Origin of the sequence: Bacillus sp. ISL-45, assembly GCF_018613195.1 — a bacterium.
Classification (GTDB): domain Bacteria; phylum Bacillota; class Bacilli; order Bacillales; family Cytobacillaceae; genus Mesobacillus.
Map to the genome: position 1 here is coordinate 164,335 of NZ_JAGGQQ010000004.1, position 15,985 is coordinate 180,319.

The following is a 15,985-nucleotide window of genomic DNA, read 5'->3' on the forward strand; positions in this document are numbered from 1 at the left end:
TTATGAATCTCCCTTCTCGACTACAGGACCACTTTTATCTTCTTTGTTCGATTTTTTCGCCTTGAATTTGTTCAAAAGACGCTCAATCATAACACTTGTTGCAGCAAAATAAATAATGATCGCGATAATGGTGTTTGCCAATTCAGGTGGAATTTCCGTCATTGCGTTCATGAATCCTGTACCAGAGTATAAAATCCCGAACAGTACCGCCGCGAAGAATACCCCTACAGGATGGTTGGCACCAAGGAGGGCTACCGCGATGCCGTCATAACCTTGTGAAGGCAGAATACCTATTTGAATACTAGAAGCGTTCCCTGTATACAACGCTACCCCGCCAACACCCGCAAGTGCACCTGAAATTAACATGGATAGGATAATGTTACGGTTAACTTTCATACCTGCATATTCTGCAGCAAATCGGTTAAAACCAACCGCTTTCAACTCGAAGCCCAATGTCGTCTTATCAATGATAAAGGCAATGATAATAACGGCAATGACTGCAAGGAACAGACCCAGGTTGATATAAGAACCATCAAACATTTCAGTTAAGAATGGCGTCCTCAAAGTATCTGATTCTGCGAGTTTCTTAGATTCTGTCTCAAGGAATTCACCCTTGAAATACCCCGGGACAATATAGTAAATCGTCCAGTAGGCAATCCAGTTCATCATAATTGTGGAAACAACCTCGTGAACATTGAATTTTGCTTTTAGCAAACCAGGAATGAATGCCCATAAAGCACCTGCAATCAAACCTGCCAGTACCATAGCCAAAAGGTTCATGGGTCCGGATAGATCGAAAGTTAAGGCGACAGCTGTTGCAGCAAGTCCCCCTGCCAGCATCTGGCCAGAAGCGCCAATGTTAAAAAGACCAGTACGGAATGCAAAAGCGACAGACAAACCAGTGAATACAAGCGGAGTTGCTGTTGCCAAAGTATTACCGATCCGCTCTAGATTCTTCAGTGCTCCTAGAAGCAAGTAGGAATAGCCTTCGATCGGATTGCTGCCGATGAACAGCATCAAAATGCCTCCGGCTACCAAACCTAGAATAATGGATATTAAAGATACGATGGTATTTCTCATATGCTTCTCTCCTTAGACACGCCTGCCATCATTAGACCAACTTCATTTTCGTCAGTTTCAGCTGCATTTACGATTCCTACCAGTTCACCATTGTTTACAACCGCGATACGATCTGATAACTGTAAAACCTCATCAAGTTCCAATGAAATCAGCAAAACTGCGTTGCCTTTATCACGGTGTTCAATAATCCTTTTATGGATGTATTCAATTGACCCAACATCAAGACCGCGTGTTGGCTGAACCGCAATCAATAGCTTTGGATCAAGTTCCAGCTCTCTTCCGATAATGGCTTTTTGCTGGTTACCACCAGATAGTGTTCTGGCAATCGATGCAGCACCTTCACCTGAACGCACATCAAAGTTCGTCAGTATATTTTGAGCATACGCTTTCATAGCGGACACATTTAATAATCCATTCTTAGAGAAAGGCTTCTTATTATAGATTTGGAGCACCATGTTTGAGACAAGCGAGTAATCCAGTACAAGACCGCGCTTTTGCCTGTCTTCGGGAATGTGGCTGATGCCTTTTTCATTTCTCTGACGGATTGGAAGATTAGTGATTTCATCACCATAAATAAGGATTGACCCGGACTCTGCTTTCCTTAGACCAGTGATTGCTTCCACAAGCTCTGTCTGGCCATTACCTTCAACGCCGGCAATACCAACAATTTCTCCCTCTCGAACTTCCAGTGAAAAGTCCTTTAATCCCATTACTTTTCTATTATTTTTGACAGACAAAGAATCTATTTTAAGTACTACCTCAGCAGGAGTACTTTCTTTCTTATTCACTTTAAAAGAGACCTGACGTCCGACCATCATTTCTGCAAGACTAGCCTCACTTGCTTCTGACACATTGACAGTGCCAATGCCTTTACCACGGCGGATTACCGTACAACGGTCAGCAACCGCTTTAATTTCTTTCAGTTTATGAGTGATAATAATAATAGACTTGCCTTCTTTAATAAGATTGCGCATGATTTTCATTAATTCATCAATTTCTGCTGGTGTTAAAACAGCTGTTGGCTCATCCAAAATCAGAACATCTGCTTCACGATAAAGCATCTTCAAAATCTCGACTCTTTGCTGCATACCTACTGAGATATCTTCGATTTTCGCATGCGGGTCAACATTCAAACCGTAATGCTTTGATAATTCTTCAATTCTTTTTGCTGCTTTATCAATATCAAGCACCATGCCCTTAAGTGGCTCACTGCCCAAAATGATGTTTTCGGTAACAGTAAAATTCTCGACTAACTTAAAGTGCTGATGGACCATCCCGATTCCCAAACGGTTGGCAACGTTAGGATTGGTAATCTTTACTTCTTGGCCATTTACTTTTACAATGCCTCGTTCTGGCTGGTACATGCCGAACAGGACACCCATCAAGGTTGACTTCCCTGCACCGTTTTCACCTAATAGTGCATGTATTTCCCCTTTTTTTAGGGTAAGGGTAACATTATCGTTGGCTACGATACCCGGAAACTCTTTCCGGATATTCAACATCTCAACTACATAACTCATAGTAGCACTCACCTTTGTATTAGACTCTATACCTATTAAGAATAGCGTAAGCGCCTTGGTCAGCTTCACAAGATTTGGCCGTGTTGTTCTGGCAGGCCGATTTTGTGTAAGCCAGGCTCTGGAGCTGTACATTTCTTTATCAATACGAAAAATCAATCGAACTTACATTTTAAAATTAGCAATTTTTTCCGTACCGGGTTTGATAGACAAAAGAGACGGAAGGAACCGTCTCTTTTGCACTTTTTTACTTAAATAAATCTCCTTGTTCAGCAGAGACCTTGATTTCTTCTGATTTAATCTTGTCGTAAGCTTCCTTAACCTTGCCCATAGTTTCTTCGCTTAGGTTAGGGTTTTTCTCAGGAAGACCAATACCATCGTTCTTTGCATCAAATGTTAATGTTTCTCCACCTGGGAATTTGCCATCTATTTCAGCTTGGACCATGTCGAAAGCAACCTGGTCTAGCTTCTTCATTGCTGAAGTAAGGATAACGGACTTGTCGCCATCGTACTTACCATCTTCGAACTGGTCAACGTCAACACCAACGATCCAGACATTTTCTCCGGCCTTAGCACGGTTCTTCGCTTCGTTGATCGCACCAACACCAACACCACCAGCAGCAGTGAAGATGACATCTACGCCGCGATCATAGAATTGAGCCGCGATTTGTCCACCAGCAGCAGCGTTATCAAATGAACCTTGATATACAACGTTCTCAGCTTTCATTGTTACATTTGTGTCAAGATTTTCGTTTGCATACTTAAGTCCCTGCTGGAAGCCCCAGTTGAACTTTTGTACTGCCGGAATTTCCATACCACCGATAAAGCCTGCTTCGCCTTCTTTCAATTCAACCGCTGCTGCTACACCAGCAAGGAATCCAGACTCATGCTCAGCAAAGAATACAGCAACAGTGTTGTCTTTTACGACTGGATTAAAATCTCCATTGTGTGGGTTTCCGTCAATGATGACGAATTTAGCATCTTCATATTTATCTTGGGCTTGGAATACTGCTGTTTCGAATTTAAAGCCCGGTGTAATAATAAACTTATATTCTGCATCATATAAGTTGCCGATTTCTTTTAAGTATTCAGCTTCAGTTGTTCCAGCTGGCTTAAGGTACTTTGTCTTTACGCCAAGTTCTTCCTCAGCTTTCAGGATTCCTTCCCAAGTACCCTGGTTGAAAGATTTATCATCAATCGTACCTGCGTCAGTAACCATACCTACTCTTAAGTCTGACTCCTTGCCATTAGAACTGCCGCCTTCGTCGCTTCCGCAACCTGCCAACATTGTACCTGCCGCTAAAAGCAATGACATTACCAAACCAAATTTACGCTTTTTCAAGGTTTGTACCCCCCAGAGAATGTTTGTGATTTCGCAGGAATGTTCTGAAAAACCAATCAGTTAGCGTTTTCATTTCATTAAAAAAATTAAATTCTTCTTCTAAGGACATGAAAACTGAACTTGTCGGCTTTAAAGTAATTGACCGAATAAAGAATTGGAACATCGTTCTCGTCGAAATGCATCTGTTTTAAAACAAGCAATGCTGTTTCGGGCGCGCATTCAAGGATGGGTGAAATCTTCTCATGATAGCCAATTGGCTCGATCTGAGCTACTGCATATGTCACCTTCCGGTTCGATTTAATCTCAAGAAGATGAAGCAATGATTCATCTTCAAAAGAAGAATCTTCCGGCAGGATACTTGAAGGAATCTTGTCTAGACAATAGACAACTGGTTCCCCGTTTGCAGTTCTGACCCTTTCAACGAGTGTGATTTCATCATCAAGCGAACATGAGAAACGACGAATATCTTCTTCGGTTGGCCCAGTAGTCGTTGAGTTTAAAAAGATTGTACCAGGCTTCATCCCTGCCTGCTCAATCATGCCAGTCACGCTGTTAAGCTGTTCGATACCTGACTCAAACAAGGGTTTGGCGTTGACAAAGGTTCCTACACCATGCCTGCGAACAATGACGTTTTCTTCTTCAAGAATTCGCAATGCTTCGCGGAGAGTTGCCCTGCTAACTCCAAGCTGTTTGGCAAGATCAAATTCAGAAGGCAATTTCTCTCTTTCTTTATATATACCTTTTTGAATATCTTGCTTAAGGTGATCGATTACTTGTAAATACAGGTGCCGGTTATCTGACTTGATCGACATGAGGCGTTCCTCCAACCTTTTTGCTCAAGACATCAGACATCTGATGTATAGCATTCCTACTAATCGAAAATACTATAACACTTTTTTTAAGATAAATAAATAGAGTTTCATCATTTTGTCGAAAAAAGCTAGAATAACCAAAATTGTCACTTTTTCCGGGACGAAAAACCTATTTTTTTGGTATAATACTTTTTTGTAAGCGGTTTTAATAGTATGACACTATTATTTTTTCGATAGGAGTTATTTCCTAAAGAAAGACAAAAGCCGGGTGTATTCACCCGACTTTTGTCTTTTATAAACGTAAGAGGTTATGCCTCTTCAGACTTAGCCACCAGGACGGTACGCGGCTTGCTTCCTTCATAGGGCCCAACGACACCTCTCAGCTCCATTTCATCAATCAGTCTTGCTGCACGGGAGTACCCAATCCTGAATCTTCTTTGCAGCATGGATACAGAAGCTGTCTGCATTTCCACCACAAGGTCTACGGCATCACCGTACAAATCATCCTCAACCTCTGACGTATTCTCAGGTATATCTTCAGGAATCATTTCTTCCTGATATTGCGCCTTCTGTTGACCAATCACATAGTTGACAATCTCTTCAACCTCTTCATCCGAGAGGAAAGCTCCCTGCACCCTGACTGGCTTGGACGCCCCTACAGGCAGGAATAGCATATCACCTCTACCGAGCAGCTTCTCAGCACCGCCCATATCAAGAATCGTCCTTGAATCTGTCATCGAAGATACTGCAAATGCAATTCTTGAAGGAATATTCGCTTTGATTACCCCTGTAATGACATCAACAGACGGCCTCTGCGTAGCTATGATCAGATGGATTCCCGCAGCACGGGCCATTTGTGCAAGACGTGTAATCGAATCTTCGACGTCAGATGATGCTACCATCATCAAGTCAGCAAGCTCGTCCACGATTACGACAATGAATGGGAGCAAAGGCTGGTTCGCTTCTTCCTCGCTATTGTACCTCTTAATATATTCATTGTAGCCTTCTATGTTCCTTGTTCCAGTGTGCGAGAAAAGCTCATAGCGCCTTTCCATTTCACTGACCACTTTTTTGAGTGCCTGGGATGCTTTCTTCGCATCAGTCACAACAGGAGCCAGCAAATGTGGTACCCCATTATAAACATTCAACTCTACCATTTTTGGATCGATCATCATCAATTTGACTTCATGAGGCTTTGCTTTCATCAGAATACTGGTAATAATCCCGTTAATACATACACTTTTTCCGCTACCGGTGGCACCGGCAACAAGAAGGTGAGGCATTTTGTTTAATTCTGCCAGTACTGCTTCTCCGGTAATATCGCGCCCCAATCCAATTTGAAGTTTTGATCCAGGTTTGTTGTGCTGTTTGGAATCAATAACTTCCCGTAAAGAAACCATGGCCACCTCGGAATTAGGTACTTCGATTCCAATGGCTGACTTTCCGGGTATAGGGGCTTCGATCCTGATATCCTTCGCAGCCAGAGCCAATGCCAAATCATCGTTCAAACTTACAATTCTGCTGACCTTGACACCGACATCTGGGTGGACTTCATATTTTGTAACAGCCGGTCCAAGGTGAACCTGGGTAACCCTCGCCTTTACACCAAAGCTGTGGAAGGTCCGTTCAAGCTTGGCTGCATTGGCATGAATCATTTCATATTCGCCGCTCTGGTCGGTTTTATTGGGCAGCTTCAATAGATCAATCGGCGGAAGCTCATATGAGGTATTCTCTACCTCAGTAAATGTAATAGATTGTGTCAAGTCTTCACCAGCATCACCATTGTCCGTTCCGGTTTTAGCCTTCTTCTCCGCCTCCTGTGGCTGTGCTTCAGCAGTGTTTGCATAGGCTCGCTCAGCAAAGCTGGATATGATTGGCTCCGGAGCCGGCTCATCAGTAAGTTCGATTGTTTTTTCAACTGGCGCTTCCTGTGAAACTGCCTGGCTGCTCTCTTTTTTAGCTTGCTTTCCCTGCAGTTTTTCCGTCTTTTTATGCTGGTGATTTTCTTTCCATTGCTTCACATCTTCAATGAATGAAATCCATTGGTCACTGATAAAACTGCCGATTGGTGTAAGTATTTTTCCGGCAACTTCACTAAAGGTTTTCCCTGTAACGAGAATCGCGCCTATAATGATCAACAGAAACGCAATCAACTGGGAGCCAGCTGCATCAAACAAAAAATAAAACAGCGCAAACATCACAGCCCCGATCATCCCGCCACCAAGGTCTGTTGTGCTTGTCTCTCCTTTTGCCTCCATGACATATAAATCAAATGTATTTTTAATGACACTTGGATCCTCAAACTTTCCTCCATTGGATAATAGTTCGAATAACGTCACGTGGCTTAATAACAAGATTGCACTGACAATCAGATATGTACCAATCAACTTGGTATTGAAAATGAAGGGCAGGCTTCGTTTCCACATAATATAAATACTGAACACGACCAGCCCGACCAGGCTGAGCATATACCATTCTCCGAAGAAAAAGCGGAAAAACATCACGACCGCCCTTCCAACCGCACCCAAATCCGCCATCGCTATGATGGCCAATGCGAGCAATGCTAACCCGGCAAGTTCATATTGAACTGTTGCTTTCAATGCACTCTTCTTTCTTGATTGCCGTCTTTTCTTTTTGGCCATTTTATCACCTGAATATTTATAGCTTCACTATCAGCATAAACAATGAGTCCATTCTTCAAACTTATAAGAAAAGCGCAAGCGCCTTGTCCAGCCCCGACAAGCGCTGTCCGATTTAAGGCGCCACGTCCTGTGGCTGGCGGGTCTAGCACATCGTGTGCCACGGAGGGTCGACCAGTGAAGTCGCTCTTTGACTTCATTGGGCGGACCGAAATCGAAATGTATAGCCGACTGCCCAGAAACGCAGAAACTGGAGACTCCGACAAAGAAGCACTTTGCTTCTTCCGGCGGGGTTGAAGTTTCGAAGTTTCTAGGAGGCAACACTAGACAAGCGTCTCGAGGTGCTAGGCGCTGGAGCTAGACAGGAATCTTAGTTAAAAGCTTATACTTTCTTATGAAGGAAGAAAAGCAGCCCTATCGGCTGCCAATGCTGAGTGTATCCATATTATATCATATTTGCGAGGTGAAACGGGACAATCGTTTTCTTAGCTATGCTATTTCAAAAGGTATCTAAACTTATTCCGCAACTGCCTGACGGATTTTCTATTCCGTGCAAGTAAAAATTTTCCGAGAAGTTTTAACTACGATAGTGAAATAGTTGAACCCGGTAAACATGAAGGTTCCATATAGTGATTTGGATCGGTACTCATAACCCTGATTACCCGGTACTCGTGATTCTCTGTCCATTCAGCCATGATAGGAATTCCATTATAATTTATCATTATCTGGTTTACAGCTCCCTCTTCATTTGGAGGGAAGACCTGTTCCTGTGGCATCATCGTATAAAGGATCATTGTACAATCACTTCTGACTTTTGTTTATTCATATCAATTAATTCGTTTAACTTCCTCATTGCCTGTCCTATGCCGCCGACTTCGTGGATAAGACCGGTTTGCACCGCATCATGGCCGACCACGTTCGTTCCAATGTCTCTCGTCAGGTTCCCTTTGGCAAACATCAGCTCCTTGAATGTTTCTTCAGCAATATTGGAATGCTTTGTAACAAAATTCACGACTCTTTCCTGCATTTTATCTAGATATTCAAAAGTTTGCGGAACACCAATGACGAGTCCAGTCAACCTGATCGGATGAATAGTCATTGTTGCTGTCTCCGCAATGAAAGAATAATCACAGGAAACCGCAATAGGCACACCTATTGAATGGCCGCCACCCAGTACGATAGATACTGTCGGCTTCGAAAGTGAAGCCAGCATTTCCGATATCGCCAGCCCTGCTTCTACATCCCCGCCAACTGTATTCAAGATAACAAGCAAGCCTTCAATATTCTGGTTTTGTTCAATTGCGACAATTTGTGGAATTAAATGTTCATATTTCGTCGTTTTATTATGAGGCGGAAGCTGCATATGCCCTTCGATTTGGCCAACAATCGTCAAACAATGGATCTTCGAATCCTGAGACAGCTGGGGTACATTCGTTTGTCCAAGCTGCTGTATTTTCTCAAGAAGGCCAGACGGTTTGTTCTCCTTATCCCCTTGCTGTCCTTCCTGGTTTTCTGAACTGAATTTATTCATATCAATATCCATCTTTTTATGCTCCCTTCAGGCATGATAATTTTAGTATGAACATCATAAGCATTTTCATTCCAGACCAGAGAAGTGACATGAGATGGTAAAACAAAAAGCACTGGCATCAAGCCAGTACCTTTTGTGATTATTTAACCTCCATTATGATCGGCATGATCATTGGGCGGCGTTTTGTTTTTTCATATAAATATTGATTCAATGAATCACGGATGTCCTGTTTAAGACTATTCCAATCAAATAACGCTTTTTCTGCATTTTTCTCTACGATTTCTTTTACAAGCGCAGAAGATTCCGCCATCAGCTTTTCTGATTCACGGACATAGACGAAACCGCGCGAGATAATTTCAGGTCCGGCTGCAATCCTTCTGTCTGCTTTATTCAGTGTAACGACTACAATTAAAACGCCGTCCTGCGAAAGCAGTCTTCGGTCCCGGAGAACAATATTGCCTACATCTCCAACCCCGATTCCGTCAATCAATGTATTCCCTGCCGGAACCTTCTCAGTGGACTTAAGTTTCCCGCCAGAAATTTCTATTACGTCACCACGGTCAGGAATGAAAATATTCTCCTCTGAAATCCCGCATGATTGTGCCAGCTTTTTGTGAGCCTTTAACATTTTGTATTCGCCATGAACAGGAATGAAGAATTTCGGGTTCATCAGATTAATCATAAATTTCAATTCTTCCTGACTTCCATGGCTTGAAACCTGGACACTTTTTTTGCCAGACATAACATTCGCACCGGCACGGTAAAGCATATCCATCGTCTTATATATAAATACTTCACTTCCCCGCAGTGGAGACGCAGCAAATAGGACTGTGTCCCCTTCCCGGATATTCACCTGTGGATGAACTTGTTTAGCCATCTTCTGCAAAGCTTCAATCGGCTCGCCCTGGCTTCCCGTGGTTAAAATAACAACCTGATCATCTTCGTAATCCTTTAAATCATTTACCGATATAATTAAGTCTTCTTCCACCTGTAAATAGCCGAGTTGCAATGCAATATCATACACACGCTTTAAGCTATTGCCTGCCACCGCTACTTTGCGGCCATTTGCCGATGCACTATTAAAGAGGTGCTGGATCCTGTTTAGGTCAGAAGCAAAGCAAGCAGCAATGATCCTGCCCTGTGCATTATAAAAAACATTGGACAGTTCAGCAACGACGGTTGATTCTGATGGTGTATACCCTGGTCTTTCAGCCTCTGTACTGTCTGAAAGCAAGCAAAGAACACCTTTTTCACCTATTGCTGCCATCTTGCCGACTTCTGGTTTGTACAGTGGTCCAGCAGCCTGGTCGAATTTAAAGTCCCCTGTATGTACGATTGCGCCTTCTGAAGTATGAATGCTGACGCCTACTGAATCAGGGATACTATGATTGGTTTTGAAAAAGGAAACAGAAACATTGTCAAAATCCAATACTGAGTCCGCATGAATTTCATGAAAATCAGCAGATCCAGTAAATTCCTGCTCCTTCATCTTCTCTTTGGAAAGGGCAATAGTTAATTTCGTTCCGTAAACGGGGACATTTATTTTTCGTAAAACATATGTTAATGCCCCAATGTGATCTTCATGTCCGTGCGTCAGGAAAATCGCTTTAACCCTGTGGCTATTCGATATCAAATATGTTAAATCGGGTATGACTATATCAATCCCAAGCATCTCATCCTCAGGAAACATTAATCCTGCGTCAACCACGAAAATATCACCGTCTACTTCGGTGATGTACATATTCTTGCCGATTTCCCCAACTCCGCCAAGTGGAATGATTTTAATACTTTCGTTTTTCGTAATCAATCTCCCGCTCCTCCTATGTTGTTAGCTCCCGAACGCAATCAGTTAAAATCATTATACTTGATGGCAGAAATCCTTTACAACAATATTCATTCGTGTCAAAAGGATGATGCTGACCTTTCTCTATGTTCAAGGTTCCAGCTTTTACCGATTGGATTTTGAATTTAGTTTTCGGGTATTACAACGACTCTGTTTTTACTTTCATATAAAATAAGGCCAACCTTCATTACATGAGGCTGGCCTTTTCTTCTATTCAAATAATTTCGCTACTGCTGTTCTTTCTTGTTCTGTCAATGGTACCATTGGCAAACGAACGGAACCGACATCTAGCCCTTTCAGCTGCAATGCCGTTTTAACAGGTGCCGGACTTGGTGCGGCGAAGAGTCCTTGCATGATTGGGAGCAGGCGCTGGTGCAATTTTGCTGCGTCCGCATTTCTTCCGCTGAAGAAAGCATCGACCATTGCTTGCATCTCATTTCCAATCACATGTGAAGCTACAGATACAATTCCAGTACCTCCGATGGCAAGGACAGGGAGAGTCAATCCGTCATCCCCGCTATATAAAAGGAAATCCTCTGGTGTATTTGCGATGATTTTAGTCATAGCATTGAGGTCGCCGCTCGCTTCCTTTACTGCTACAATGTTCGGGATTTCAGCCAATTTGATCACCGTTTCAGGCAGGATGTTGACTACTGACCTGCCTGGAATATTATAAACCATTACAGGGAGGGATGTAGCTGCTGCTGCAGCTTTAAAGTGCTGGTATAATCCTTCCTGGTTCGGCTTATTGTAGTAAGGTGCTACGATCATAATCGCGTCTACACCAATCTCTTCCGCTTTTTTTGTCAGTTCGATGGTCGCATATGTGTTATTGCTGCCTGTTCCTGCAATTACTGGAACCCTCTTGTCTGCAACCTTCACGACATGCCGGAATAATGCGATTTTCTCTTCTTTAGATAGAGTCGGGGATTCACCAGTTGTTCCTGCAACAACAAGCGAATCTGTTCCGTTATCAATCAAATGGTTTACTAGCTGGGTCGTTTTAGCGAAATCAATGTGACCTTTATGATCAAATGGGGTCACCATTGCTGTGGATACTCTTCCGAATTGAACCATTCCTGTTCACTCCTCTTCTGAAAGGCTTCCGGCAGCCGAGACTGGGAAGCAAAATCTTTTTATATATCATGACGCTCGAAATCTGCTGTTTCCTCTTCGAGCTGAAAGGCATCATGCAATGCATTTACTGCCTTTCCTAAATCCTCTTGTTTAACTAATACCCAAATGGTTGTATGGCTGTCAGCGGACTGAAGGATGCGAATGCCCTTTTCTGATAAAGCTGTAACGATTTTCGAAGTTACCCCTGGGACTCCTGCCATTCCAGCTCCGACTACGGAGACCTTTGCGCAATGTCTCTCAATTTGCGGGGTGTGCCCCAGCCCCTCCAATACCTTTACCGCCCGGTCCGTCATCTCATCCAAGACTGTGTAAACCACTCCATTTGGAGAAATATTGATAAAATCAACGCTTATGTTTTCATTTGCCATCGCCTTGAAAACTTCAGATTGCAAATTGTATTGGTCTTTTTTAGCAAATACCTTGATTTGGCTTACATTTGAAACATGCGCAATTCCTGTCACAGGCCGTTCCTTGATGTCTGTCCCTTTATTCTCACGATTAAGCGCAGTAACCAGCGTACCGAGACCTTCCGAATAGGTGGACCTGATTCGAATCGGAACTTTTGCCTGCATGGCAATTTCTACTGCACGAGGGTGGATTACCTTTGCTCCCTGGTAAGCCATATTGCAAACTTCAGTATAAGTGACCACGGAAAGAGGCCTTGCGTTTTCTGCAATCCTTGGGTCAGCAGTCATGATTCCCTCGACATCGGTAAATATGTCAATCCATTCAGCGTTTAACGCTGCACCAAGCGCTGCAGCAGATGTATCACTGCCGCCCCTGCCGATTGTTGTCACGTCTCCATTTTTTGCTGCACCCTGGAAGCCAGCCACGACGACAACGTCGAACTGATCAAGTTCCCTCAACAATCGGTCGCATTTCATATCAAGGATTCTCGCGTTCGTATGCTCGCTATTTGTCCTGAATCCTGCCTGTGCACCTGTAAGGGCCGTCGCACTTATGCCGTTCTCAAGCAGCATATTGGTAAAAACGATACTGGAAATCGTTTCTCCGCATGACAGCAGGAGATCATGCTCACGCTTGCTGATTTTGCTGTCACTTCCTCCTAGCAGACTGAGGAGGGTATCAGTTGCGTACGGGTCTCCCTTCCTTCCCATCGCAGAGACTACCACAACCGCTTTATACCCATCAGCGATCGCCTTTTTAACATGGCCCATCGCCTGGCTGCGGCTTTGTTCGTCCCGGACAGATGTACCGCCAAATTTTTGAACGATTATTTTCATCGTAACACCTCAGTAGTTCTGTCATTTAATACAATTATCTTCTACTTTACCAATCCAAGCTTCACAAGACTTTCAGCAATCTGGACTGAGTTCCATGCAGCACCTTTTAACAGATTGTCAGAAACGACCCACATATGGAAGCCCTTTTCATTGTCCAGGTCCTTCCTGATTCTGCCCACAAAAACATCATTTTTGCCAACACAGAATGCAGGCATTGGATACAGCTGCTGATCAGGATCATCCTGAAGGACAACTCCTGGTGCATCTGCCAAAAGTTCCTTTACTTCAGCTGCGGAAACGCCATCCTGGCCAATTTCAATATATACTGACTCTGAATGACCAGTTCCAACCGGGAGCCGCACGCATGTTGCAGCAACCTGCAGCCCAGGCATATGCATGATCTTTTTAGTTTCATTGATCATTTTCATTTCTTCATATGTGAATCCGTTATCTACGAATGTATCGATTTGCGGAATAGCATTGAACGCAATCTGGTAGTGCTTTTCCGCTGACTTAACCGGGAGAATCTTTGGTTCATATTCTTCACCGTTCAAGATTGCCTGAGTCTGTTCCTCTAGTTCCTCAACTGCTGCTGCCCCTGCACCTGATACCGCCTGGTACGTCGATACGATAATCTTATCCAGGCCGAATTTCTTACGTAATGGCTCTAATGCTACAACCATCTGGATCGTAGAGCAGTTCGGATTAGCGATAATACCATTGTGAGAATGCAAATCTTCCTCATTAACTTCGGGCACGACAAGCGGAGTATTCTCATCCATACGGAATGCACTTGTGTTATCAACAACGATTGCGCCGCGTTTAACTGCTTCCGGTGCCAGCTCCTTTGAAACACTTCCTCCAGCGCTGAACAGAGCGATATCCACACCTTCGAAGCTTTCTGGCTTCGCTTCCTGTACTGTTATCTCTTTTCCTTTATATTGAACCTTTATACCAGCTGACCTTGATGATGAAAGCAATAAAAGCTCTGATACAGGGAAGTCCCTACTTTCGAGCGTTTGGATCATCTGCTGACCTACTGCTCCTGTTGCTCCCACTACTGCTATACGGTAACCTTTTCTCTCTGACATTGCTGTTTCCCCTTCCACTACCATTATCGTTTTTATATCCCCGCATGTTTGCTGAGGTTGTTTGAACCATAAGTAAAACGGCGGTCCAATAGAAATAACCGCCTAGTATATTATCCTATATTTTATCATAATCAATCATTAAGAAAAGAAACATTTTGCTTCACTGCCGGAGAAAAGCGTTTCCAGTTGAAATTAGAGCATTTAGAGCAAAATTTTGCCCGTTATCTTCGGGGCTAACTTACAGAATTAATTATCCTTATAACGCTCGACCAGCACTGGCTGGAGCTGCTTGCCATTCATCGCCTCCATGATTGTCTCGGAAAGCATCTCCATTCTCGCTACCATCGAATTTGGCTTTTTGACCGGATCATCCTGGCCAAAAGGAATCATATAAATGTTCTTCGTTGCCATTAGTCTCATAAGGTTAACGCCATTTAACCCCAAAGCATCGTTCGTGGATATGCCAAGGACAACGGGCTTCTGGTTCCTCAAAGTCGCTTTAGCAGCCATCAAGACTGGTGAATCTGTCATTGCATTCGCAAACTTGCTCATTGAGTTGCCTGTCAGCGGGGCAATGACCATGCAATCAAGCGGTATCTTGGGACCAAGAGGTTCGGCCTTCACAATTGAGTCTATCACATTATTCCCGGTAAGTTCCTCAATCCGCTGTACCCAATCTTCTCCCTTGCCAAAACGTGTTTCTGTATTTTTAACAGTGAATGTGACAACCGGTAAAACTTCAGCTCCTGCATTCACCAACTTTTCAATTTCAGGAAACACAGCATCATACGTACAATGCGAGCCTGTTAATCCAAATCCGATCTTTTTCCCTTTTAAACTCATGCTTCTTTCTCCTTTCGGTTATTAAAGTCTTCCATAAGCAGCTGAGAAAGAACGTTCGCCAATATTTGTCCTGCAGTTTTCGGGGCAACGATTCCCGGCAATCCCGGTGCAAGAAGTGCTTTGATTCCGCGCTTTTCCGCATAGCGAAAATCCGTTCCACCTGGTTTGGATGCAAGGTCAATGATCAGAGTATGAGCTGGCATCCTTGAAATAACAGAGGCTGTAACGATTTGATGAGGAACCGTATTGATGCAAATATCGATATCTGTAACTTCCTTGCCTATTTCAGATAAAAGGAATGGTTCTAATCCCATTTCCGTAATCCTTGCTATGTGCTCACTTTTCCTCGCTCCGACCTTCACCTTAGCACCAAGGGCATGGAAGGTCCTCGCCACACTCATACCAACTCTGCCCAACCCAAGAACGGCTACCTCCGAGCCGTGGATGGTGAAATCTGTATGTTGGATCGCCATCATGATCGTTCCTTCGACAGTCGGGATCGAGTTGTATATTGCTACATCATCACGAGCGAACAGCTGTATAAGTTTCCTGTTAGCCTGCTTTGTGATACCAGTCAAATATGTGTTGCTGATGCCTGAATAAACTGTGCAATGTTCTGGTGTCTTTTCAAGCATTTCTTTGTTGAGGACTACTTTTTCATTCGAGAAAATCGTTTCGACCTGACCCTCCAGACTTGTTCCTGGCACAGGCAGGATTAAAGCGTCCTGGACGGAAAAATCAACTTCATCTATCTTTTCTTTTGAGGCACCTGTAAAAGCATGGTCCAACTGCTCGAAGCCTATTAAAGAAAGCTTTGCATCAAGCTCTGTCAGCTTGCGAATAATCTCCAGCTGTCTCGCATCACCGCCGATAACTGCGATTTGCATTCCTGTCAGCATGAGAACA

The 15,985-nt window shown here is 43.5% G+C and carries 13 protein-coding genes; all 13 read right to left on the bottom strand.

Going from position 1 to position 15,985, the window contains the following annotated elements; translation table 11 throughout:
* The 13 genes from J7E35_RS03675 to dpaA all read right to left on the bottom strand — a co-directional run bounded on the left by J7E35_RS03675 (window position 1) and on the right by dpaA (window position 15,978).
* Window positions 1-1,080 carry an ABC transporter permease gene (locus J7E35_RS03675; RefSeq protein WP_214777064.1) on the bottom strand — a complete coding sequence of 360 codons (1,080 nt, stop codon included), beginning with the start codon at window positions 1,078-1,080 and terminating at the stop codon, window positions 1-3.
* Complete coding sequence (locus tag J7E35_RS03680) at window positions 1,077-2,600, bottom strand: ABC transporter ATP-binding protein (RefSeq protein WP_214777066.1); 1,524 nt, start codon at window positions 2,598-2,600, stop codon at window positions 1,077-1,079. Before J7E35_RS03680 ends, J7E35_RS03675 begins: the two co-directional genes overlap by 4 nt.
* Window positions 2,601-2,844: 244 nt before the next feature.
* Complete coding sequence (locus tag J7E35_RS03685; protein WP_251009430.1) at window positions 2,845-3,939, bottom strand: BMP family lipoprotein; 1,095 nt, start codon at window positions 3,937-3,939, stop codon at window positions 2,845-2,847.
* Between the two features lie 86 nt (window positions 3,940-4,025).
* Window positions 4,026-4,751, bottom strand: a complete 726-nt coding sequence (locus J7E35_RS03690; RefSeq protein WP_192473241.1) for a GntR family transcriptional regulator — start codon at window positions 4,749-4,751, stop codon at window positions 4,026-4,028.
* Window positions 4,752-5,059: 308 nt separating this feature from the next.
* A complete protein-coding gene (locus tag J7E35_RS03695) occupies window positions 5,060-7,393 on the bottom strand; it encodes a DNA translocase FtsK (protein WP_214777068.1) in 2,334 nt (777 codons plus the stop codon).
* A 578-nt stretch (window positions 7,394-7,971) separates the two neighbouring features.
* Window positions 7,972-8,184 carry a YlzJ-like family protein gene (locus J7E35_RS03700; RefSeq protein WP_214777070.1) on the bottom strand — a complete coding sequence of 71 codons (213 nt, stop codon included), beginning with the start codon at window positions 8,182-8,184 and terminating at the stop codon, window positions 7,972-7,974.
* Window positions 8,181-8,933 (bottom strand): ClpP family protease, encoded by a 753-nt coding sequence (locus tag J7E35_RS03705; protein WP_251009431.1) that lies wholly within the window; start codon window positions 8,931-8,933, stop codon window positions 8,181-8,183. The genes J7E35_RS03700 and J7E35_RS03705 overlap by 4 nt, the downstream gene beginning before the upstream one ends.
* 127 nt (window positions 8,934-9,060) lie before the next feature.
* A complete protein-coding gene (locus tag J7E35_RS03710) occupies window positions 9,061-10,728 on the bottom strand; it encodes a ribonuclease J (protein WP_214777072.1) in 1,668 nt (555 codons plus the stop codon).
* Between the two features lie 246 nt (window positions 10,729-10,974).
* A complete protein-coding gene (gene dapA / locus J7E35_RS03715; RefSeq protein WP_214777074.1) occupies window positions 10,975-11,841 on the bottom strand; it encodes a 4-hydroxy-tetrahydrodipicolinate synthase in 867 nt (288 codons plus the stop codon).
* A gap of 59 nt (window positions 11,842-11,900) precedes the next feature.
* Window positions 11,901-13,145, bottom strand: a complete 1,245-nt coding sequence (gene dapG, locus J7E35_RS03720; RefSeq protein WP_214777076.1) for an aspartate kinase — start codon at window positions 13,143-13,145, stop codon at window positions 11,901-11,903.
* Between the two features lie 41 nt (window positions 13,146-13,186).
* Window positions 13,187-14,236, bottom strand: a complete 1,050-nt coding sequence (gene asd, locus J7E35_RS03725) for an aspartate-semialdehyde dehydrogenase (protein ID WP_214777078.1) — start codon at window positions 14,234-14,236, stop codon at window positions 13,187-13,189.
* Window positions 14,237-14,482: 246 nt separating this feature from the next.
* The gene (locus tag J7E35_RS03730; protein ID WP_214777080.1) at window positions 14,483-15,079 is read right to left on the bottom strand and encodes a dipicolinate synthase subunit B; all 597 of its coding nucleotides are present in this window, start codon (window positions 15,077-15,079) and stop codon (window positions 14,483-14,485) included.
* Entirely contained in the window at window positions 15,076-15,978 is a 903-nt protein-coding gene (gene dpaA, locus J7E35_RS03735; RefSeq protein WP_214777700.1) for a dipicolinic acid synthetase subunit A, read from the bottom strand. The genes J7E35_RS03730 and dpaA overlap by 4 nt, the downstream gene beginning before the upstream one ends.
* Window positions 15,979-15,985 lie beyond the last annotated feature (7 nt).

Excerpts from the sequence above, each read along its gene's own strand:
- J7E35_RS03675 (WP_214777064.1), bottom strand. The coding sequence starts at position 1,080 with ATGAGAAATACCATCGTATCTTTAATATCCATTATTCTAGGTTTGGTA.
- J7E35_RS03680 (WP_214777066.1), bottom strand. The coding sequence starts at position 2,600 with ATGAGTTATGTAGTTGAGATGTTGAATATCCGGAAAGAGTTTCCGGGT.
- J7E35_RS03690 (WP_192473241.1), bottom strand. The coding sequence starts at position 4,751 with ATGTCGATCAAGTCAGATAACCGGCACCTGTATTTACAAGTAATCGAT.
- J7E35_RS03695 (WP_214777068.1), bottom strand. The coding sequence starts at position 7,393 with ATGGCCAAAAAGAAAAGACGGCAATCAAGAAAGAAGAGTGCATTGAAA.
- J7E35_RS03700 (WP_214777070.1), bottom strand. The coding sequence starts at position 8,184 with ATGATCCTTTATACGATGATGCCACAGGAACAGGTCTTCCCTCCAAAT.
- J7E35_RS03705 (WP_251009431.1), bottom strand. The coding sequence starts at position 8,933 with ATGGATATTGATATGAATAAATTCAGTTCAGAAAACCAGGAAGGACAG.
- dapA (WP_214777074.1), bottom strand. The coding sequence starts at position 11,841 with ATGGTTCAATTCGGAAGAGTATCCACAGCAATGGTGACCCCATTTGAT.
- dapG (WP_214777076.1), bottom strand. The coding sequence starts at position 13,145 with ATGAAAATAATCGTTCAAAAATTTGGCGGTACATCTGTCCGGGACGAA.
- asd (WP_214777078.1), bottom strand. The coding sequence starts at position 14,236 with ATGTCAGAGAGAAAAGGTTACCGTATAGCAGTAGTGGGAGCAACAGGA.
- J7E35_RS03730 (WP_214777080.1), bottom strand. The coding sequence starts at position 15,079 with ATGAGTTTAAAAGGGAAAAAGATCGGATTTGGATTAACAGGCTCGCAT.
- dpaA (WP_214777700.1), bottom strand. The coding sequence starts at position 15,978 with ATGCTGACAGGAATGCAAATCGCAGTTATCGGCGGTGATGCGAGACAG.